Annotated in this window: 19 protein-coding genes; 5 read left to right on the top strand and 14 right to left on the bottom strand. The window is 56.2% G+C overall.

Annotated elements, in window-relative coordinates; all coding sequences use genetic code 11:
- Window positions 1-14: 14 nt before the first annotated feature.
- The gene (locus HJB84_RS27790) at window positions 15-725 is read right to left on the bottom strand and encodes an Ig-like domain-containing protein (protein WP_207581458.1); all 711 of its coding nucleotides are present in this window, start codon (window positions 723-725) and stop codon (window positions 15-17) included.
- Between the two features lie 687 nt (window positions 726-1,412).
- Here HJB84_RS27790 and HJB84_RS27785 point away from each other — a divergent pair.
- The 4 genes from HJB84_RS27785 to HJB84_RS27770 all read left to right on the top strand — a co-directional run bounded on the left by HJB84_RS27785 (window position 1,413) and on the right by HJB84_RS27770 (window position 7,533).
- The gene (locus HJB84_RS27785; protein ID WP_221117520.1) at window positions 1,413-3,038 is read left to right on the top strand and encodes a right-handed parallel beta-helix repeat-containing protein; all 1,626 of its coding nucleotides are present in this window, start codon (window positions 1,413-1,415) and stop codon (window positions 3,036-3,038) included.
- A 503-nt stretch (window positions 3,039-3,541) separates the two neighbouring features.
- Complete coding sequence (locus HJB84_RS27780) at window positions 3,542-5,329, top strand: type I secretion system permease/ATPase (RefSeq protein ID WP_221117519.1); 1,788 nt, start codon at window positions 3,542-3,544, stop codon at window positions 5,327-5,329.
- 15 nt (window positions 5,330-5,344) lie between these two features.
- Complete coding sequence (locus tag HJB84_RS27775; protein WP_207581456.1) at window positions 5,345-6,652, top strand: HlyD family type I secretion periplasmic adaptor subunit; 1,308 nt, start codon at window positions 5,345-5,347, stop codon at window positions 6,650-6,652.
- A gap of 185 nt (window positions 6,653-6,837) precedes the next feature.
- On the top strand, window positions 6,838-7,533 hold the full coding sequence (locus tag HJB84_RS27770; protein ID WP_207581455.1) for an SGNH/GDSL hydrolase family protein: 696 nt from the start codon (window positions 6,838-6,840) through the stop codon (window positions 7,531-7,533).
- A gap of 145 nt (window positions 7,534-7,678) precedes the next feature.
- On the opposite strand, the gene HJB84_RS27765 is transcribed toward HJB84_RS27770, so the two are convergent.
- The 12 genes from HJB84_RS27765 to HJB84_RS27710 form a co-directional block, all read right to left on the bottom strand.
- Window positions 7,679-8,155 (bottom strand): glycosyltransferase, encoded by a 477-nt coding sequence (locus HJB84_RS27765; RefSeq protein WP_207581454.1) that lies wholly within the window; start codon window positions 8,153-8,155, stop codon window positions 7,679-7,681.
- On the bottom strand, window positions 8,152-8,610 hold the full coding sequence (locus HJB84_RS27760; protein ID WP_207581453.1) for a glucuronosyltransferase: 459 nt from the start codon (window positions 8,608-8,610) through the stop codon (window positions 8,152-8,154). The genes HJB84_RS27765 and HJB84_RS27760 overlap by 4 nt, the downstream gene beginning before the upstream one ends.
- 209 nt (window positions 8,611-8,819) lie before the next feature.
- Window positions 8,820-9,800, bottom strand: coding sequence for a glycosyltransferase family 2 protein (locus HJB84_RS27755; RefSeq protein WP_221117518.1), 981 nt, complete (start codon window positions 9,798-9,800; stop codon window positions 8,820-8,822).
- Window positions 9,797-10,681 carry a glycosyltransferase family 2 protein gene (locus tag HJB84_RS27750; protein WP_221117537.1) on the bottom strand — a complete coding sequence of 295 codons (885 nt, stop codon included), beginning with the start codon at window positions 10,679-10,681 and terminating at the stop codon, window positions 9,797-9,799. The genes HJB84_RS27755 and HJB84_RS27750 overlap by 4 nt, the downstream gene beginning before the upstream one ends.
- A 23-nt stretch (window positions 10,682-10,704) precedes the next feature.
- Window positions 10,705-11,649 (bottom strand): glycosyltransferase family 2 protein, encoded by a 945-nt coding sequence (locus HJB84_RS27745; protein WP_207581451.1) that lies wholly within the window; start codon window positions 11,647-11,649, stop codon window positions 10,705-10,707.
- Between the two features lie 81 nt (window positions 11,650-11,730).
- The gene (locus tag HJB84_RS27740; protein WP_207581450.1) at window positions 11,731-12,552 is read right to left on the bottom strand and encodes a galactosyl transferase; all 822 of its coding nucleotides are present in this window, start codon (window positions 12,550-12,552) and stop codon (window positions 11,731-11,733) included.
- Between the two features lie 10 nt (window positions 12,553-12,562).
- Entirely contained in the window at window positions 12,563-13,594 is a 1,032-nt protein-coding gene (locus tag HJB84_RS27735) for a polysaccharide pyruvyl transferase family protein (protein WP_207581449.1), read from the bottom strand.
- Window positions 13,595-13,625: 31 nt separating this feature from the next.
- Window positions 13,626-15,128 (bottom strand): lipopolysaccharide biosynthesis protein, encoded by a 1,503-nt coding sequence (locus HJB84_RS27730; protein ID WP_207581448.1) that lies wholly within the window; start codon window positions 15,126-15,128, stop codon window positions 13,626-13,628.
- A 151-nt stretch (window positions 15,129-15,279) separates the two neighbouring features.
- A complete protein-coding gene (gene pssM, locus HJB84_RS27725) occupies window positions 15,280-16,182 on the bottom strand; it encodes an exopolysaccharide glucosyl ketal-pyruvate-transferase (protein WP_207581447.1) in 903 nt (300 codons plus the stop codon).
- Window positions 16,179-16,682 (bottom strand): DapH/DapD/GlmU-related protein, encoded by a 504-nt coding sequence (locus HJB84_RS27720; protein ID WP_007630830.1) that lies wholly within the window; start codon window positions 16,680-16,682, stop codon window positions 16,179-16,181. The genes pssM and HJB84_RS27720 overlap by 4 nt, the downstream gene beginning before the upstream one ends.
- Complete coding sequence (locus tag HJB84_RS27715; RefSeq protein WP_207581446.1) at window positions 16,682-17,833, bottom strand: glycosyltransferase; 1,152 nt, start codon at window positions 17,831-17,833, stop codon at window positions 16,682-16,684. Before HJB84_RS27715 ends, HJB84_RS27720 begins: the two co-directional genes overlap by 1 nt.
- 31 nt (window positions 17,834-17,864) lie before the next feature.
- Window positions 17,865-18,938, bottom strand: coding sequence for an endo-1,4-beta-xylanase (locus HJB84_RS27710; protein ID WP_207581445.1), 1,074 nt, complete (start codon window positions 18,936-18,938; stop codon window positions 17,865-17,867).
- Between the two features lie 196 nt (window positions 18,939-19,134).
- Here HJB84_RS27710 and HJB84_RS27705 point away from each other — a divergent pair, with 196 nt between their 5' ends.
- Entirely contained in the window at window positions 19,135-19,509 is a 375-nt protein-coding gene (locus tag HJB84_RS27705) for a hypothetical protein (RefSeq protein WP_221117536.1), read from the top strand.
- A gap of 27 nt (window positions 19,510-19,536) precedes the next feature.
- On the opposite strand, the gene HJB84_RS27700 is transcribed toward HJB84_RS27705, so the two are convergent.
- The gene (locus HJB84_RS27700; protein ID WP_221117535.1) at window positions 19,537-20,418 is read right to left on the bottom strand and encodes a DUF6030 family protein; all 882 of its coding nucleotides are present in this window, start codon (window positions 20,416-20,418) and stop codon (window positions 19,537-19,539) included.
- Window positions 20,419-20,518 lie beyond the last annotated feature (100 nt).

Below are 20,518 nucleotides of genomic sequence, written 5' to 3'. Positions count from 1 at the left end.
TGATTGGCTATTGATCAGACGGTGGCGCCTGAGACAAAATCCGTGCCCGTAATATTGAGCGTCAAAATACCGGCATCCGTGTGACCTTGGCCGTCGGAGATCTTATAATACTGGATGGTTTCTGTGACGTGATCGCCCGGTGCGATATCTGCTGCCAGATCATAGGTGAATGAGCCGTCGGCCTTGACATGGAACGTACCATAGGTGCCGGCGACGTCGGTGGTTGCGCTCGGGTTGCCGTTGACGTTCGTGCCGGCGAACTGACGGAGGAAGAGATGTCCATTGTCGCCGGGAATGTCGTTGTCGAGCGCATTGCCGCCGATCGGGCTGCCTTCGTTGAAGCTGTAATGGTCGTCGACAGCGATCGGCTTGACCTGAGTGACGCCCTGAATATTCAGGGTGAACAGGCCGACATCGGTATGACCGCTGCCGTCGGAGATCTTGTACGAGACCTTTTCCTGGAGCAATTCACCATTGGTGAAGTTGACCTTCGCAGCAGCGCTCAGAACATAGGTGTAGCTGCCGTCCGGTTTGACGAAGAAGGTGCCGTAGTCGCCCTGGATTTCAGTAACCTGGCTGTTGCCCTGCTTGGCGCCAACGCTCTGCTGGTCGAATGCGCGAAGGAATAGGTGGCCGTTGTCAGATGAATCGTTGCTCAGCAAGTTTCCCGAGATGACGTCGGTTTCCAGAAATGTTGCAGTATCGTCGGTTGCGTGAATAGCCATTGTTGTCTCTCCTTGAATTGATCTTCGCTGGCCAATTTTAACCTTAGCGACGGGTAGGATTAAGGATATGTTAATACAGAGAGTCAAGGCTGAGATTAACATGATATGAACATTAGAGCGCCTTATATGCAATAATGGCACACCTACAATCGGGGTAATAGGATGAAACACTGGCAGCTTAGTGCATTAATAATAAGTGAATACGCAGTGTAACGGACGGCTGCATATATTTCTTCAGAATGTAAGGAATTTTATTCTGAGGCAATCAATGGGAATACAGATATTCACTTCCATGTCGATGAAATTGTCAAATAATCACATTGGGCTAGCAATCTCTTTTGATGATTTTGCCGTGTAGTCTCGATACCCATCTCACATCATATTAAGTTCATCACTGTCATTTCCATTGTAGGATACGCTGAGGGAGAACCTTCGCAGTTGTGGCGGCATGATCACAGCAATCCGCCGGTTACGCAAAATGGACTGCTATCGAACTGACATTCTAGTAAAAATACATATCTTTTGTGCGTTACAACTTTGGCGCCATGAAAAATTACCTTGAAGACGAAGAAAGTACCCCCTGCGATCAAGAATATCGACAGATAGAAAGAATTTTAGTGTTTCATTTTAGCTGACGGAGAGGGAGGCGGGCTTAGAAGATTTCCATTACCTCCGGGAGATCAGAGCATGACCGTCTACTACGTGAATTCAGCGACAGGATCCGACCACAATAGCGGAACCACGGAGAATTCGGCTTTCGCGACATTGTCCGCCGTCGAGTCACTGAGGCTGAACCCCGGCGACAGCGTGCTGCTTGCTGCCGGAAGCGTGTTCAATGAACAATTCGATTTGAAATACTCCGGAAGCGTCACGGCTCCGATCACGATTGGCAGCTACGGTCTTGGCGACGCACCGGTCATTCACAGCAGCAATGATGGCATCCATGGTTCCAAGGCCTCGAATATCGTTATCGAGAATATCAAGATCGCCGACACTGGGGCGAACGCGATATATGCAGGGAACGTGTCCAACTGGGTCGTGCGGAACGTCGAGGTGACGAATACGGGCCTTGCCGGAAAGCCCGGATCCGTCAGTTTCCAAAGCAGCCAGAACATCACCATCGAGAACAGCACGCTGACCGGTGTCCATTCCGATGGGATTTGGATGGAGAAGGTCAACGGCGTCACCTTGATCAACAACACCGTCACCAACGCCCAGGGAAGCGCGGCAGACGCCATTCAGCTCAACGACAGCAGCAACATTCTCGTCAAGGACAATCATCTGGAGCAGACGCAAACCAACAGCGCCAAAGGTGTCCTGGTGCTGATCCGAGCTCAGGATGCCCTGGTCGAGGGCAACACGCTCATCGGCGGCGGCTTCGGCTTGAGTGCTCAGGCGGGCACCAATATAGCCATCCACGATAACAACATCTCGGGATATGGCGGCTACAGTTGGTCCTATGGCATCGGCCTTGGCGATCAGGGCGATGCGAAAAACTATGACATCAGCGGAAATTATATCCATGGCGGGGTTTATGGGGTTCTGGTCAGCGCCGCCGGCAACCCCGTCTATATTCGCGAGAATATCGATGTTCATGACAACGTTTTTGACGATCTGTCCTCCGCGGCACTTAAGGTCGACCGGCCTGCGTCGGGCTCCTTCCATGATAATATTATAGATAGCGACGTATTGACGCTGACGATGCCGGCCGCAATCGCCGCGCAAAACACGTTCTTTGTTGGTGAGAACAAGACGTTCGAGCAAGCACAGGCCGAGCTCGACAGCGCCGCCGGCAGCACGGATGGTGGTGCGTCGTCGAACCACGAGCAGGCGCCTGCTGAACCGGTGGTCGATCACCCTGCGGAAGTGGCCGCGCCACCGCAACATAGCACCCCGGCGCCTGCGACGGAAACGACGGTCGCGACCGTACCTGCAGTCGCCGCGCCGAAAATTGTCGCAGTCCATGACAACTTGAAGATTTCGACCGATACTGGCAGCGCTTATCACGGCAATCTTCTTGATAACGACAATGCTCTTAACGGAATCGTGCTGCTCCGCCGCTTCGGTGACAGCGCAGTAGATAAGCATGGCCTGACGCTGACCGGGAAATATGGGGTCATCCATGTCGAGAGCGATGGCGACTATACCTATACAGTAGACGTGACGAAACTCGCCGGCCTCAGCGGCAACGTCAGCGAAACCTTCCAGTACAAAATTTCTGACGGCGCTTCGCACATCGACACGGACTCGCTCGGTGTGTCCATCAATGTCGATGCATTCCATTCCAGCCAAGCCGCGCACCTGCTGATCTGAGGCAGGCCAACGCTGAGAGAGCGTCGGACGGTTGTCATCGTCCGACTGACGTTTTCCGGCTTCAACGTTCGATCATGAATTGCTGCCGGCTATCGGAATGGACTAAAGGAACGCTGGAAAAATATTTCAGCCGTTCATAAGCAGAGCGAACTATAGTTTAAATTTATAGTTAATACAACAGTAAGCATCGTGTTTATGGCGCGCGACACGGTCATCGCCTTGAGCCGTAATTGGGCGGTTTGCGATTTTCACTTGCTTAGGCCGGTATATTTAGCGTAGCTTTAACGTAGAACCCCTGAAATCACGCGCTATCAATTGGTTTTTTTGTTGGTCACTTTTCGGTGGGATTCATATAATAGGCTGTGGACTTGCAAGCGGAATTTGGCACCGGTGCCGAGGGTCCAAAGGCAGTCATGTCATTGATCGGGTTTTGATGGACCCGTAGCTGCAGTGCACACTCGCCTTTTGGGGTTGTGTGCCATGCGGTATGAGAGGAATATTTCGTGTTTCAGAGTTCGGCAACCGATGTCAGCGAGCCATCCCAAGCTTTACGGAAGTGCAAAGGCGGGCTTATCTTCATTGGCATAGCTAGCGCGCTTATCAATATCCTTTATCTTACAAGTTCATTTTTTATGCTTGAGGTGTATGACAGAGTCATCCCAAGCAAAAGCATACCGACGCTGACTGCCTTGGCAATACTTGCGTTAACTCTTTACGCCTTCCAGGGAGCGTTCGAAGTTCTCAGAAGCAGAATGCTCGTGCGTGTTGCCGGTGCGCTCGACGAGATGATGAATGGACGTGTGTTCCGGGCGCTCATCAAGGCGCCGTTGAAGGTCAAAATTGGCGGGGACGGGCTTCAGCCGTTGCGCGACTTCGACCAGATCAGAACCTTCCTGTCCGGCATGGGCCCGACGGCGATGTTCGATCTGCCCTGGCTTCCCTTCTATATCGTCATCTGCTTCCTGTTTCATCCAGCGATCGGATATATCGCGATTGGTGGATCTCTGGTTCTGGCCATCTTGACGTTCTTGACCAACCAGGGAACGCGTACGGTTTCAAAACGGCAGTCCGACGCCGCCAATATGCGAAATGCGTTTGCGCAGACCTCGATCCGCAATTCCGAGGTCATTCACGCAATGGGCATGGCGGGCACCATGGCTGAAATCTGGGAACGCAAGAACGGGGAATACCGGGGCATCAACCGGCAAGCATCGGATGTCGGCAACGGATATGCGACCCTTTCGAAGATTTTCCGTATCGCCTTGCAATCGGGAACGCTTGCGACCGGCGCGATCCTGGTCATTCAAGGACAGGCCTCTTCAGGCATCATCATCGCGGGCTCCATTCTGACATCTCGCGCGCTGGCTCCTGTGGAAGCAGCGATCGGAAATTGGCGCGGGTTCGTTTCCGCCCAGCAAAGCTGGGGGCGGCTTGCGAACCTGCTGAAAACCATTCCGGAAATTCCAGCCCCCCTCGCGCTTGCGGCGCCTTCCAAGCAGGTTACGGTCGAGGGACTGGCAAGCGGGCCGCCGGCTGGCCAACGCTTGGTGATTTCCGATGTCAGCTTCGGGCTGAGAGCAGGAAGCGCACTTGGGGTTATCGGTTTCAGCGCCTCGGGCAAGTCATCTTTGGCGCGGGCGATGATGGGCATCTGGCCGACCGCCAGGGGATCCATCCGCCTCGATGGCGCAGCACTCGACCAGTGGGATGGTGACGCGCTTGGCCGGCACATTGGTTATCTGCCGCAGGACGTCGAACTGTTCTCGGGGACCGTCGCGCAGAATATCTGCCGTTTCGCGAAGGATATGTCGCCTGAGACCGTGGTTGCCGCGGCGAGGGCGGCGCGTGTTCACGATCTCATTCTTCGTCTGCCGAATGGTTACGAAACCGAAATCGGTGAAGGGGGGGCAGCGCTTTCGGCCGGCCAGAGACAGCGTATCGCACTGGCAAGAGCGCTTTACGCGGACCCCTTCCTCGTCGTGCTCGACGAACCGAACTCCAATCTCGATGAAGAAGGCGAACGGGCACTGAGTGCCGCGATCATGAGCGTGCGCGCACGCGGCGGCATCGTCGTTGTCATCGCACATCGATCCGGCGTTCTGGCCGTGTGCGACTTCGTGTTGATGATGCAGGACGGCCGGATGATCGCATTCGGTCCCAAGGAGGAAGTTCTGGCACGGGTCAGCCGACCGGAAGCAGCGCGCACACCGATTGAAGCAGCGCGTACACCGATTGCCGAGCGTGTGGCTCAGCTCAAAGTCGTGGTCGACGGCATGAATGCGGCCGAATAGGCCGGAGGGAAAATTTTGAACAAGATTATCAGCGAATCCAAACGTTCCCTCAATCGTCATGTCGCCATTGTCGGCGTGTTGTCGCTAGCTCTCGTTTGCGGCATTGGCGGTTGGGCAGCAACGACGGAACTTTCGAGCGCCGTCATCGGCGAAGGCGTGGTCGTCGTCAATGGTGATGTCAAGAAGGTCCAGCACCTGATCGGTGGTATCGTCTCGAAACTGCTGGTTTCCGAAAATGACCATGTGACGGCTGGACAGGTGTTGATACAGCTCGATGGCACGACGACAAAAGCACAGCTTTCGATCGTCGAGAGCACGCTCGCTCAGCTTTATGCGCGCCGTGCCCGTCTGAAGGCCGAACGGATCGACGCCGAGTCATTCGATGTCGAGGAAAACATCAGTGATCTGACATCCAGCACCGCCGCGCGGGATCTGCTCGACGGCGAGACGAAGTTGTTCGATAGCCGCAGATCGGCGCTGATCGGCATGAAGAGCCAGTTGGCGTCGCGCAAGGATCAGCTGGCCGAGCAGATCAAGGGCTTGGTCGTTCAGATCGACGCCACCAATGATTCCCTAGGCCTGATCGAACAGGAGCTCGAGGGCGTCGATACGCTCTACAAGAAGGGGCTGGTTACGCTCCAGCGTTTGAATGCGCTCAAGCGCGCCCGCGCCGAACTCAAGGGTAACAGCGGCCAGGAAATCGCCGCAAAGGCGGAGGCCGAAGGCAAGGCAATCGAGATCGATCGCCAGTCAATCCAGCTGGACGAGGATCGTCGTTCGGAGATCGCGAAAGAACTGACCGACGTTGAGGCGAAGATCGCCGAGAATGAAGAGCGCCGCGGAACCGCTGTCGATCAACTCCGCCGTCTCGACATTACCGCGCCGCTCAGTGGGCGCGTTCACGAACTCTCTGTTCACACGGTCAATGGCGTCGTCAATCCTGGTGAGACGCTGATGCTCGTCGTTCCCGAAAATGACGATCTGACGGTTCAGGCGAAAGTCGCCACTCGCGATATCGACCAGGTTCACGTCGGCCAGTCCGTCGATGTGCGTTTCAGCGCCTTTGATCAGCGCACGACGCCTGATGTGCGCGGCGAGATCACCTCGATTGCACCTGATATCGTCAAGGATGAGCGGACGGGCATCAGCTATTATCCCCTTCGCGTCAAGCCGGAGGCTGCAAGCATCGCGAAGCTGAAGTCGATAAAGCTCTATCCCGGCATGCCGGCCGAAGTCTTTATCAAGATCGCCGACAGGAACGTCATCTCCTATCTGACGAAGCCGCTGACCGATCAGATGCAGCACGTATTTCGTGAGGAGTGATGGCGCTTGGACCGCGTCGTTGCGAGGGTCCTGACATATGGCATTTCCGATCAGCGAGGCCGCATGAGGCCATAGCCGCGTCAAACCCGGCATGAGTGGTCGACTTCAGAAACTTGTAATCCTGCTGCCGCTTGGTTCAAGGAAGGACGCGTGACCTCTGGGCTCCGCCGAGATATGGTTTCTCCATGATACGTTTGCGGCTTTGGAGCACGGTGCCAACTGAGAGACGATCGGTCTATGGATGGCTTCTGCTTTCGGCGTGTCTGGTTATGCTCTCAGCGCCCGAAAGCGGTTATGCCGAAAATTCCCCGCCGATGAAAATAGTAGCCTTCGGAACATCTTTGACGGCCCGCGGGGGGTGGCAATCGTCTCTCGAGACGGCGCTTGCAGCCTGCCTGCAAAGGCCGGTGACGGTCGAGAGCGTCGCAAAGAGTGGCGAGACGTCGCTATGGGCTCTCACCCAGATCGATCGCGTTATTGCCGAGCAGCCGGATATCGTGCTGATCGAGCTTTACGCCAACGATGCGGCATTGCAGCGGTTTGTGTCGCTTGCGCAAAGCCGAAAGGATATCGGCGATATCCTCGACCAGATTCGGCTGCGCCTGCCGCACGCGCGGATCATCGTCATGGCGATGAATCCGTTTTCGGGACTGCGTGGCCTTATCCGCCCCTTTGTCGGCAGCTACATCTCGGCCCATGAGGCGGAGGCCCAGAAACGAGGTCTGGAGTTTGTCGACCACCGGCCCAACTGGCAGCGTCTGACATCGGGGGATCTGGCCGCAGCGATTCCTGATGGTGCCCATCCGCTGCCCGACATTGCTTCCAAAATCATCGTGCCGGAACTTGTCAAACATATCGCCGGCGGCAACTGCAAAGACTGAAGATTCCTGCCTTGCCGATAAAGCGTGTCGCGATCTTTCAGATTCGCTTGTCACGCTTTAGGTCTTTGTTTTTACGCATGTCTTTATCGCAAAACCGCGGCACACTTTTGCGAGACATGCTCTAGGGTCCGCGGGGGGCTTGGGGTCAGACTGTCGCCAGATAGCCTTTAAGGTAGGTGACCAGCGAAGCCCGTCCAACCTCTGACGGGTCCTCGTGAGACGGGCTGTCCAGATCGTCGAGAAGATAGTTTTTGAGATCCTCGTCGGTATGCGCGACATAGATGCCCGGTCGGCCGGCGAGCTGGCCTACCGTGGCAAGCTGATGATCGTTTCGATGCTCGCCAAGCGACGCCTGCCGGGGAACGAGAATGATCGGTTTTCCAAAACGTTTTGCGGTCAGCACCGTGCCAATTCCCGCATGCGAGACGATAACGCTTGCATCGAAAAAGACCCTATCGAAGTCCGCGGGCTCGATATTCTTGATCCATTTCATATTCTGTGGCGTGTAGGTGCCCTTGCCGATTTGCGCCAGAACCGGCTTGGAAAGTTCTTTCGCGAAGGTGTCGACTGCCTTGACGAGGCGATCAAACGGCAGCTGCGTTCCGACGGTGACAAGGATCAAAGGACAGCTCCTGCGTAGTGGGGGCCATCCGGCCGCGACAAATGTTGCCATTGCGTGAGCCAGAGCGACGCGATACGGCCAGCCAATTTTCCCGATAGGGAGAGCTTCTCGACATTGGCGACACTATCGATCCAGATCGTCCGCTTGCCCGTCAGTTTGCCGGCAAGCAGGCAAAAAAGGCCGGGCGCCGCACCTGTGGAGATGACGACGTCGGGCTTGTGTTTGATAACGATGGCGAAGGCGCTGAAAAAGCACCGGATCGACATGGTAATCGAGTCGCGGCTGCAATCGGGAAGGACCAGGCCGTCGCGAATGTCGTATTTGGCAAGCAGCCCTGGGATGGTCGTTGCAAAGACGATATCGCAGCCCTCGAAAGCGCTCCGCATGGCCATCATCTGCTCCCAGTGGCCGCCTCCCGAGGAGGCAGCGAGAACCTTCAATTTTTTCTCAGTCATAGACAGGCATCCCCTATATTTGACCGACGACAAGAGCGAAAAACCGTTCGGTTCGAACAGCAGTTGTGTCAGAGTAATTCAGTGATAGTCTACCATTCTTGGCCCGGTTGGTTGAATCCATGAAGTTCATCGACGCCGTTACGCATGATGCTTTTGGCTGAAACATAGTAAGGGCCAGAAATTCTCCAAGGGCGTTTGCGCAAACAATATCAGAGGGCGGCATTGGGCTTGTATTCCTGATAGGCATGTCCGAGAATCCCGTTAACCATGCCGGCGCCGCGCAGAACATGGGTGAGAGCCCGCATGCCCCAGTAGGGTGAAATCAAGATCGCCGGCAGCATGACCAGTCCAAGCACGACTCTCGTGGCGCCATAGGCGGCGCGATAAATCCGGCGCTTGAGGTTGCCATGCAGAACCTCGCTGACTGCGAAGGTATTGCCCAGCCGATACTGTCTTTGCAACACCCATTTCCAGGTCATTCGGTTTGCCGGAACGATGTCATAGACAAGGGCCTTGTCAGCCCAGAAAACCTGCATGCCGCGGCGGATGGCCTGATTGAAGAAAAGATAGTCCGTGCCGCCGGTGAAGCGCATTTTCTCCTCAAAACGAAGATTCCACGAGCGGATCAGGGGATAGTCGAACATGACGTTATTCGAAGCCGCATAACCGATACGCTGGCCGTCCACGTTCTTCTTGCGCTCGAATACCCTGGCCTTGATGAAATATTCCGGTGGGTTTTCCGGATAGACCGGCTGGACGGGGCCGTAGACGCAATCGGCGCGGCTTTTCTGGCGAGTCTCCAGCATAGCGTCCAGCCAGCCGTCGACCGGCCATTCGTCATCGTCGAGAAAGCAGAAGAGGTCTGTGCCCGGAGGTGCCGAATCCAGCGCGCGGTTGCGGGCAAAGGGGATGCCCTGGTTTTGCTCGACGACGTAGATCAGGTCGTAGGCGCCTGTCTGGCCGAAGCTCTCCACCGTTGCCTTGGCGCTGCCGGCCGCATCATTATCCACGATCACCATGGTGAGATGATAGGGGCGGACGGGGTGCCTGATCTGGCGCGTCATGACGTCAAGCAGCTTGGCGATCCCGTCCAGACGCCGATAGGTCAGCACGCCGACGGCGATCTTCAACGGCGCTGCGCCGACGTCGGTACCGGCTGCTGAATGCGGGAAAGTTTCTTGCTGGTTCACGACTGTCCCCTCCGCAGCATCTTTCCCAAACGCTTGCGCGCCGCCATCAAGGCCAATTCGGTCGCGGCATCATCGCCGAACGGACCGCCCGCCACCATGTTGCGCGCTTCGCTCCGGAGCTTCAGCAGCGATGTCGTTTCGGCAATGCCGCCGGCCACCAGGCTCTTGCCGAGCGCCTGCAGCCCGTCGTAGCGGCGTGCCAGTTCCAGCCCTGTCGCGATCATGATCCGCGGGCGCAGCGTCTTTGCCCTGCTTGTGCCCGTATAGCGGTTTGAGGCATGAATGCGCTGAAACGTCAGCGGTGTTTCAACGATGGCGCCGCGGCCGAGATAGGCTGCGGCAAACTTAATATAATTGTCGCTCAGAACGACGTCGGTCGCGACGGACATCGGCAATATCTGGGACAGCAGGCTGCGGCGGAAGCTCAAGCCCGATGTCGGAACCGGAAGCGAAGGGAAGCCGCCATTGCGAAGCGCGTGCCGCTTGTCGAACAGCGTCACTTGAAGTTCTGCAGGAGGCTGGTCATTTTCCTCGGTCGTCACCCGGTCGAAACACCAGTCGATCTCGTTGCGATCGTAGATCTCGGCAATCCGTGCGAGTTTACCGGGCAAGAACGCATCATCGGCATCCAGGAGAAAGAAGATATCGCCGCTTGCCGCCGCAAAGCCTGCATTGAAGCTCGACGCCTGACCACCGTTTTCCTTCAATATAGTCAGAATCCGTTCCCCGTAGGAGGCAAGAATCTCACGGGAATCGTCGGTCGATCCGTCGTCGACCACCACCACTTCGAAGTCAGGGTAGGTCTGCGACAGAACGCTATCGATGCATGGGCGCAGGAAGCGACCATAATTGAAATTATTGATGAGCACCGAGAGTTTCAAATCATCGCCTCCTGGACAATCGATCACCGCGCCAGCGTCTGAGGCGCATATCGGCGAATTCCAGCACGATACCCCCGCATGTAGTAATATTTCCAGATAGCCCAGAAACGCTTCTTTGATTGCGGCAAGAGATAAAGCGTGGCTGCCCGCAATGCCCATTGCGCGCTTTCGATCCAGGTCGGAAGCGGAACTCCACTTAGCCTTACCCCTCCAGGCACTTCGTCGGGAAAGAGCGCCGGCATGCCATAACCAAGCCGCTCGCCGCGTTTTTGCACCCAGTCCTCGGTGACACTTGCTGCCGGAATCCAGTGATGAACCACGGCTTCGGCGCATCGATAGGATTTGGCGCCATTTGCCGCCAAACGAATGATGATCTCCGCATCTTCGCCCATGGCAAATATCTTACCTGGAAGAGGACCGATATCTTCCCGGTAGCGCACGCTCGGTCCAAGCAGCTCACGTCGAATGATCGTATTGGGGCCCCAGACCTTTGTCGGGTCGCACGGTCCGCTTTGCGTTTCATTCACGATCGCAAAGGTGGATCCCATGGGAATCCACTCGATAAAGCGGGCCGTCGGCTCCTTTTCCCAATCAGGGACGATTCGGCCCCCGAAGACGCCATAGCCCGGATGGGCGGTGGCGCAGTCGACGATCGCCTTCAGCCAATTCGGTTCGGCGCGAATATCGTCATCCGTAAAGACGACAAGATCTCCCTTCACCCGATCCAAAGCCAAGTTCAGCGCGCCGGACTTTCCGGGCTTGTGCTGTTGCAGGATGATGATCGGGAGCTTGTCGCTATAGGATTTCAAAAGATCAAACGTGTCGTCATTGCTGTTATTGTCGACAGCAATCAGTTCCCATCGATCATGAGGAAGCTCCTGGCGCACCAAGGAATCCAAAGTGTGGCGCAGCCGGCGGCTGGCGCCATTGTAGGATGAAAAGATAACGCTGACGAATAGATCCGACATCAGTTACCAACCCTCTTGGTGAAGTCGAAAGAGAAAAGCCTCATATTTTGACTGCCTGTGCGATGTTCGGGTGAAAGGGTTTTAGGCTGGATTCGACCGCGTCTTGCCGAAGAATTCGCGCCTATGAGTTTCGCCGAGCACCCTCAGCTTACGAAGATTACGCAACCAGCGCCGCGGTTTGGTGAGCACGCCGCGGTTCAGGAAATACTGTCGCAGCAGGCTTGGTGCCTGACTGTGCGATCCGCCATGGGCAACCCGATAGACCGCCCCGCGAAAGGGAAGTTTCGCAAGCGGCGCTCCGCGTTGCGCCAGAATTTTCGCGATACGGACATGGCTACCAAGCATCGACTTGATCCAGTCAAGCGAAGCATCCTCAAATCGGTTCGGCAGATCGTAGAGATCGGCACGAACGATCAAGGATGTGCCGCAGAGATGGCTGAAGTCATCATGGCCGAACAGGAAATTGCCGCCATCGTCCCAGATGTAACCATGGTCGATCGTCCACCCGTTGGCGTCCCGATTTTCGGATGCATGTTGCACGATTCGAGAACTGACGAAATCGTCATCGTCGACAATCATGAAGAAGCGGCTGTCGGCGGCGTTCAACATGCCGCTCAAAACACGCCGGCCTTTGTCAGCCCGGAAGGCATCGAGGAAGTCTTCCTTGCTGCCTTTTCCAAGCTCATGCAGGTCGTTTGGCGGAAAAGTCACGCGCAAGGCGGAAAATTTTTCCGGCAGATCAGGCAGATCGGCCCCTTCGTTCGCCACGATGATTCCGCGCCAGTCCCCATTGGTCTGGTTGGAAATGGAGGCCACGGTCTGGGTGAGATTTGCCTTCAGCCTGCTCCAATCGCGGGCATTGTCCTGATGCCGGACCGGTATAATGAAGGTGACGAGTGGCATCGAATTCTCCCTACGCCCGCAAGCTCATGGCTTCTTTTCGACCGGCATGGTCCATCGCCGCCTGGTGACGCGCCCATTCGATCCCGTCGTCGAGCGAGGTTGCCTTGTATGAAAGATCCGTTCCGCCGGAGAAAGCATTCATGAAGCGGCGAATTTTTCCGTAGCTGTTGTCCAGCACGGCGTGTGGGCGGCCGAGCAGCAACGAGCAAATATGGACGTGCAGACGATCGGTGACGATTGCGCGAGCACGCGAGATCTGACTGATGCCGCGCTCGAAACGGTTGTGCGCTGCGGCGTCCAGCCTCCGCAATGCAACTTCGCTTGGCTTCAATGCGAGATAGGCCGACGCCACCCCCAGCTTCTTGGCGATATCTACCTTCCGTTTCGACTCCGTGATCCAGTCTTCCACAGGAATTTCGGAAGGAATGTTGCGATCGGTGCCGCCGACCCGTTCTGCGTCCTCTCTCAACATGGCGAGAACGGGAATCTGGGTGGCCCTGTCCGGAAGTGGGCCGATGGCAAAGGCCATATCCGGGCATAGCCGTACGGTGCAGTCGAAGTGTTTTTCGGAAAATTCCTTCGATTCTTCGTCTCGCACGAGCAGCACGAAATTCTTGTGGCGACCGATTGCCCGTTTGGACTGCTCGATGCGCTCAGGCGAACTATAGTGGATCGACTGCGGGAACTGGATGATCTGCCGATCGGGGAAACGCTCCATGATCGCTTCGCGGAAATCCTGGTGGGCAACCCAGATATCGCCGAAATTGCCGCCGCCGTGAATGAAGATCGGGCCTGTGGGAACTCGCCGTTTCAGCTCTTCGGCTGAGAAATCGTACAGCCTGGAAACATAGTCCGGGCGCTTGCCGAAGCGATCCTTGAGATAGGCCATCTCACCCAGCCAGATCGCCGAGTCGCCGCAATTGCGGATGTCGGGGAAGTCGAGAATCGCGAGCGGTTCGTCGCGCGAGACATAGTCCTTCAGGCAATCATGGATCATGCCATTGAGTTTTGCGATCAGCTCAGATCTGGATAGGCTGGTCATTCTGCCTCACTTGTTAATGTTCGTTTTAGCTTTAAGCCGACTTGGGAACGGCAATACGTTTGGCTTTTGACAGGAACTTGGCAAAGATACGCTGAACTTCGGTTTCCGGGCCATTTGGCTTGTTCATTGCGAGCCACAGGACAAAGCTGGAACCGACATAGAGAATACCGCCCGTGATGACCAGAATGGCCAGGTGAAGGGCCAAGGCCAGCTTGTCGACGGGAGCGCTCATGAAATGCGACAATCCCCAGATGCCGGCGGCCATCAGGGCGACGCTGGCAAGCGCGCGGAAGTTTGCCGCGAGCTGCTGGAAGAACGGCAGATTGATTAAGCGCTTGACGAGAAGCATGTTGACAACGGTGGAAATCAGACCCGTCAGCACGCGCGCATAAACGACGCCCGGAAGCCCGGCCATCATGAGACCGGCGATGATGATGGGAATGCGAACCACCAGCATTTGCGTGTCGCGGATAAACAGCATCTTGGTATGGCCCTTCGCCATGCCCAGCGGCTGGACGAGCGAGCCAAGGGTCTGCAGGGCGAAGACCGATGCAAGTGCCTGCACGATGAAGATCGCAGGAGCCCACTTCTCTCCCAAGGCAAGCCGCATCATCGGGTCAGCCACAACAGCCATGCCGATTCCGGCCGGAAGCGCCACCGCAGCCAACAGGGCCTGTGCGCGCTGATAGGCTGCGACAAGCCGGACCGGGTCGTTCCGGACCTTCGAAAAGCCCGGATAAATCGTCTGGTTCAACGGCGCGGTAGCCTCGCGCGTCGGCAGCGTCGAAAGAGTGTTGCCGACCGTATAGTGACCAAGCTGTGTGGCGCCCAGCATCTTACCGATCAGCAGATACTCGATGCGCCAGTTCAGCGTGTTGACGATCTGTCCGGCCGTCAGCCAGACCGAGAAGGAAAACAATTCGCGGGCATGGCGGAAGGTTATGCGCGGCCAGAACGGCAAGACGGTGTAGGACACGATGATATTGGTCACCTGATAGGCAAGGGTGCCGATGACGAGAGCCCAATAGCTCTGGTAGATGGCGGCAATTGCCACCGTCACGACGAAACCGACCAGCTTTTGCGAGACGTTCAGCACGAACTCCTGCCAGAAGATCAGATCGCGCTGGAGCATGACGCGGCGTGGGTTGGCGAGGCCGCTCAGGAGCAGGCTGAAACTCAAGGCAAGCATCACGCTCGTCAAACGAGGTTCATTATAAAACTCGGCGATCGGATAAGACGCGGCGGCAAAGAGCAGCGCCAATATGGCGCTTCTTGTCACGCTCAGTGTCCAAACCGCGCTGAAATGGGTTTCGCTCGGAGACTCGTGGCGGATGAGCGCCTGATTGAGCGAAAGCTCAGTGACCGAACTCAAGATGACTTGAATCGTCGTTGCAATAGCGACGAGACCAAAGTCAGCCGGTACGAGATACCAGGCGAGGACAAAGGTGCTGAGTGCCGAAAGCCCGTTGACGATGGCGCGGGACAGGCTCAGCCACATGCTGCCCTGGATCAGTCGGTCGGTCACACTGCTCATGGGCGAACGGCTCCCGAGGTCGCGGACATTGACCATTTGAGCGGGCCGCATGCGCATCGAAGGTGCTTCTGCTCCTTGCCGGCGCAGAGGGTATTCATGAAGTTAGAAAGCATCATGCTTTAATTGCCTCGTCACGAAAGCGATTGCGACCTTAAAGGGCGCTTGCCGCTTTCTTGGAAAAATCTTGCTTCAGCCGGTTCAGCTCGACCAGCATTCTCTCGTGTGCTCTTACAATAGACTCGTCTGTGCTGAGCTGGCCCGGCTTCTCTGCCACTCGCTGCAATGTCTTGACGGTCGATCCGAAGACATAATTTCCGGTCAGCTGGCGGATCCGGCGGTGACGGAATGTTACGTTCTTCAATAGGTAGGTATTTTTCCGAACCAGCGAGGCTCCGGCTTCGACGAGGTTCGACGGGCCGATCGGGTCGAAATCGATCTCCAGATCAAGTGCACTCGCCCAGTCGTACCACTTGGCTCTGTTCCCTGGAGCGATCGGGCGAATCGCCCGCCAAGGAACGCGAAGCGCGTCTGATATAATGCAGCCATGCATCGCTTCCGAGACGACTTTATGTGATGCGCTGATTTCGGTCAGAACTTTTTCCACCGACCAGCGCGGATCGATATAATGGATACCGGCGAGATCGCAAACCTTATCCCAGCTGCCGTACATGGCGCTTTCATAATGCGGCATGAACGAGACGGGATAACGCTTCTCGATGCTTTTTGCATCCCAGCAGCTCCGCGTGAGGATGCCCGAATCGCCGATGGCGTAGCTCGAATCGATGCCGAGAATCTCGGCGGTCTTCTTTCCGCGGACGAAATAGAATGTCCAGTTGCGATCGACTTTCGGCGGGTTGGTGTAGCCGCCATAACCCGAGCCGAAGACAATCTTCTGCATGTTCGGATCGAAATTGTCGTAGAGGATCGAACCGATGCCGAGAAAGAGCTGGCCTTCGTCATCGTCGAAGAAGCCGGGTAGCAGACGCTCCCAGAGCCAATGGTTGAGTTCATCGCCGAAATTCTCGTGTTTCCCGCGGTAGGCAAACATCTTCATCGTGCTTCTCCAGTCGGCAAGTGCTTGACGATCGAGACCGTCTCGTCTTCGCGTGCCATGCGCCCGTAACGCGAAATGATCTCGATATCGCTGCGGATTATCTTTGCCGGATTGCCCGCGACCAGCGAGCGCGGTGGAACACTCTTGGTCACCACCGAGCCCGAGCCGATGACGCATTCGTCGCCGATTTCAACACCGGGCAAAATGATGCTGCGGGCGCCGATGAAGCAGCGTCTGCCGATTCTCGTGTGAAGATAGAGCCCGCGCGTGAGGTCGTGGGTCAGGATCGCCGCCTCAAAGGCGACATAGGTTTCCGCGCCGATATGCAATCCCTTCGGATTGGTCTTGTCGAACCGCACGCTCAGGGAAAAGCTGGCCGTCGGATCGATGTCCATTCCCCAGAACTTCGTATAGTAGAGCCATTTGGCCTTCACAATTCCGTTCCGCAGCGGCCGAAATACGTTCAGTCCCCACTTCGGCTTTTTTCCTGTCTGCACCATCAAGTCCGACCCCGGCTGGAAAATTCGTCTAGCACGGAACTGTAATAGTCCTCGAGCATCCCCGTCTGACGACGTAAGTCAAAGCGCTCGGCCACCAGAAGCGGTGCCCGCGCGCTAAAGGCTGTCCACAGGGCCTGGTCATTGAGCAGCCTTCCGACTGCTTCGGCCATTCCTGCGACATCCCGCTCCTCCACGAGATAACCAGTTTTCCCCTCTTCGATCGCTTCGCCCACGCCTCCCGAGCGAAATGCGACGACCGGAGTTCCCACGGCTTCGGCCTCGAGATTGGCCAGGCCGAAAGCTTCAGCGTGACCATTATCGAGGGTCACGCTTCCATGGAGATAAAGCTCCGCACTGGCGAGCAGATCCCTTATCTCAGTCTGCGACAGATTTTCATGGATCGTGACGCTTGGCAAGGAACGACGCGCCAGTGCTTCGATTTCCTCCTTCAAAGGACCCTGGCCGACCATGACGAATTCGACCGGAGTGCCGGCGGCCGCCACGCGTGCCAGCGCGTCGATCATGAAGCGGTGGCCCTTATAGTCGACGAAGCGGGCAATGGAAACCACCAGCCCTTTTTTTCGTGGACGTGGCTCCATTTTGAACAGATCGAGATCGATGCCGATATGATGGCGATAGACGCGGTCGGCGCGAAAGCCGAGCGCCAGCAGCCGATCGCGGATGAAATCGGAAACGGCGATATTCCAGCTGTTCCAGCCAGCCATCTCGCTCCGGCCCTTGGCAAAAAAGCGCACCTGATTGAAGCCGCCCGGCTTTTTCGGGTCACCGCCATAGGTGGCGTCGAACCCGTGGAATGTCGTGACCAGCGGCTTGCCGGCGGCGCGCGCCAGGGGGCCGATGACATAACCGTTCTTGCCGAAATGGGCGTGAACGAGATCGGCCTGGCCGATCGCCGGAAAGAGAAAGGGAAGGCCGATCTGCGGAATTTTCAGAAGCAGTTCGCCGGCCCGCGCAACGGGAGACCGACGGATGTCATGAACCGGGATAGTGGATTTTTTGGTGTGGGCGGACGGAATTCGCGTGCCGGCAAGAATTTCAGCTTCGAAAGAACGAAATGCTACCGCCTGATTGAGAACAAATGCCTGGCTGGCAGGCAAAAATTTTTCCACGTAAATAACGGCTTTTCTCATGAATCTGTCGACGTCTCCGTTGTCTTGCCCATCACATCGCCTCTATTGCCCGCCTGATGCCATTAACCGCACTTCTCGGCGCATTGTTGTCGTCATAAAGATTAACGCGCTTTGCGCAGGCTGCGTCGGGAGCGGCTTCGTTCTCAATGCGCTCGCCGTATTTTTCCGACATGCCCCATACTGTCACGCCTTTCAAGTCGCCACGCTCGGCCGCCACAGTAATCACATCACCGAAAATATCCGCGTATGACGTCGGCGAAAAGCCTTTGTCGCGGTTCAGGAACTGGCAGGAGGCATCAAGCTCGGTGATGAACACGCCGACACCCATGTCCTTCAGCGCCGCGCAGAAGCGCCCCATTCCTTCCGGATCGATCCGGTCGAGGCCGGGACGGAAATGCGCCTGCAGCCCCACCGCATTGATCGGCGATTTCCGGGCGACGAGATCCTCAACGATTCTCAGGATACGCGCGCGCTTCTGTTCGAACACGTCGGATTTTTTCTCCAGATGCGTTTCGTTCAGCACCAGCATTGCGCCGGGATTTGCCTCATGTGCCATATCGAAGCTCATACGGATATAGTCGTCGCCAAGAAGGCGTCGGAAAACACAATCTCGCAGATCCGGCGCATCATATTCCAACGGCTCGTTCACCACATCCCAAGCGTCGATTGAGTTCTTATAGCGAGTGACAACCTGTTTTATGTGACGGTTCATCGTCGCCTGAATCGCCTTCGCGTCGGTGATGTCCGACACCCACTCCGGGACGCGATACCAGATCAGCGTATGGCCATAAACCCTCATGTTGTTTTTTTGCGCAAATGCAACCATCCGGTCCGCATTCCTGAAACTGAAAACACCGGGCCTCTTTTCCGTCGCATTCCACTTCAGTTCGTTTCGCGGCGTTATTGAATTGACGTTATTGATGTATATCTCGGAAGCAATTGGATCGCTGATATTTTGCAGGTCGATTGCCGATCCGAATCGGAACGCCTTGCCGTCGGCAAGGGCGCGCAGCCCTCCCGCTGAAGGCACCTGTGCCAGGACGTGGCCCGCATTGGCATACAACAGGGCGAGCGGAACCGAGGCGAGGAAACGTCTTCTATTCATTTTATCTCTCACGGTTGGCTTTTTTGATGTCCGCGGCCAAATTTAGAGGGCCAGGCTCGTCGGCAACGCGGCATTCGCGTTCAATTCAACGGAGTAATTCAACCCTAAATATACTTTCGCCGTAGGGGATATTGTCAGTGTGTGCTAGACTTTTCAGCCGGCGCCACGATATAAACTGTTCTGGAGGGCGCTGGTGATGGAAGATTGGTTTAGCTATCTGATAAGCTGTTTTCATATGGCATTGCAAAATGCCGTTTTTTTTATGACGACCATTCGAAACGATCTATTTCTTCTCGATGCCCGACAATTCTCGGCGCTCGTTCTCGGTGTCACCGGCGTCATTTTTCTGTCGTTCGCAGCGCTTGTCAGGCTGTCGGGGCGGCTGCGTCGATCGGAGGCCGCCATTCGCTCGCTGAACGAAGACCTTGAGCAAGTCACGCAGGACCTCAATGTCGAGCGTGTCTGGCGCTTGGCGGGCGGGGACAGCACCGAACGGCCGAGTGCGGACAGTTTGAAAGAGCTTTACGAGATTTTGGCCAGGCATCACGACGATGCAAGTTACATGGCGTGAGAAGTCGGCGCATAATCTCAGCTGACCCTAATGCGGATGTTCCTGACTTTGTGCCGGTGCCTTGGCATCGGCAGGAATGGATGCCGGCCGCAGGTCGGTCCCGACCGTCGGCTCGGGCGATCGAAGCCATGCTCTCTCGGAAAAATAGTTTCTCGTTCTTTTCTGGGGTCCCGAAGTGGCATCCAGGGCTAGCGTAAAATTATACCGCCCAGGATTGAGCACTTCGCGGCTGAAATTGATGCTGGCTCCAAAGCCGTCTTCCTTGATGTCCCTCAGATTTTTGATCGCGTTCAGCGTCTCGTGAAAATCGAGCCATTGCGGTTGCCGCAACATGGTTTCGAAAATTCGCAGAATGTTGGGATCGAGCTGACCATTTTGATCCGTCTCGGGATTGATGATTTTCACCCGCATGTTGTTGATCGCGCCGGTGGCGTCGCCGCGAACGATGACGAAGATGGAGCTCGGAAGCTGATCCTTCTCCCGCTTGCCGCTATGCTCGAAAATGCATTCGAACGTATCGGCGTCGAAGCTTGCCGCCGCCCAATCGCTGGTTTCGATGCCGGCATTGCGCAGCGCCGCACACATTGCAGGCCCGGATATCCGCCATGTCCGCAGAAAAGTCGACGCGGTCTGTGCCACCGGCGGTTCGATGATATGCAATGGAAACGTGAAGGTGGCTGGGGGCGTCGGGCGGGGCAGGGGTTTGGGGGGAGGCGGCTTAACGTCAGCAGGAAAGAGATCGAAGCCAAAGTAATGGCCCACCGTCTTCAAGTGTTTCATATCGTTGGAAAGAAGCACCGTTCCCATGACCAGCGAGAGGGAAATCGTCAGCAGCAACCAGAAGACCACGGGAATCTTCCGTTTTCCCACCGGCAGTTTCGCATTTGCGGACGATGAATTCTCAGGCAAGCTTGTCTTCTCCGGTGCGAGAAGGGTTTCGATCGGGCTGTCTAAATCCAGCAGTATACATTTATCCGTTAAATATCTTTGGCTTCGTGTCGGCAATTGG

Source organism: Rhizobium sp. NZLR1b, assembly GCF_019685155.1.
GTDB lineage: Bacteria > Pseudomonadota > Alphaproteobacteria > Rhizobiales > Rhizobiaceae > Rhizobium.
Note: the sequence above shows the minus strand (reverse complement) of the source record. Positions and strands in the feature narration are given on the sequence as shown.

Coding starts and splice junctions, on each gene's coding strand:
- HJB84_RS27745 (WP_207581451.1), bottom strand. CDS start 11,649: ATGTCGGATCTATTCGTCAGCGTTATCTTTTCATCCTACAATGGCGCC.
- HJB84_RS27720 (WP_007630830.1), bottom strand. CDS start 16,682: ATGGTGCAGACAGGAAAAAAGCCGAAGTGGGGACTGAACGTATTTCGG.
- HJB84_RS27710 (WP_207581445.1), bottom strand. CDS start 18,938: ATGAATAGAAGACGTTTCCTCGCCTCGGTTCCGCTCGCCCTGTTGTAT.
- HJB84_RS27770 (WP_207581455.1), top strand. CDS start 6,838: ATGATACGTTTGCGGCTTTGGAGCACGGTGCCAACTGAGAGACGATCG.
- HJB84_RS27715 (WP_207581446.1), bottom strand. CDS start 17,833: ATGAGAAAAGCCGTTATTTACGTGGAAAAATTTTTGCCTGCCAGCCAG.
- HJB84_RS27760 (WP_207581453.1), bottom strand. CDS start 8,610: ATGACTGAGAAAAAATTGAAGGTTCTCGCTGCCTCCTCGGGAGGCGGC.
- HJB84_RS27785 (WP_221117520.1), top strand. CDS start 1,413: ATGACCGTCTACTACGTGAATTCAGCGACAGGATCCGACCACAATAGC.
- HJB84_RS27730 (WP_207581448.1), bottom strand. CDS start 15,128: ATGAGCAGTGTGACCGACCGACTGATCCAGGGCAGCATGTGGCTGAGC.
- pssM (WP_207581447.1), bottom strand. CDS start 16,182: ATGAAGATGTTTGCCTACCGCGGGAAACACGAGAATTTCGGCGATGAA.
- HJB84_RS27735 (WP_207581449.1), bottom strand. CDS start 13,594: ATGACCAGCCTATCCAGATCTGAGCTGATCGCAAAACTCAATGGCATG.
- HJB84_RS27790 (WP_207581458.1), bottom strand. CDS start 725: ATGGCTATTCACGCAACCGACGATACTGCAACATTTCTGGAAACCGAC.
- HJB84_RS27740 (WP_207581450.1), bottom strand. CDS start 12,552: ATGCCACTCGTCACCTTCATTATACCGGTCCGGCATCAGGACAATGCC.
- HJB84_RS27705 (WP_221117536.1), top strand. CDS start 19,135: ATGGAAGATTGGTTTAGCTATCTGATAAGCTGTTTTCATATGGCATTG.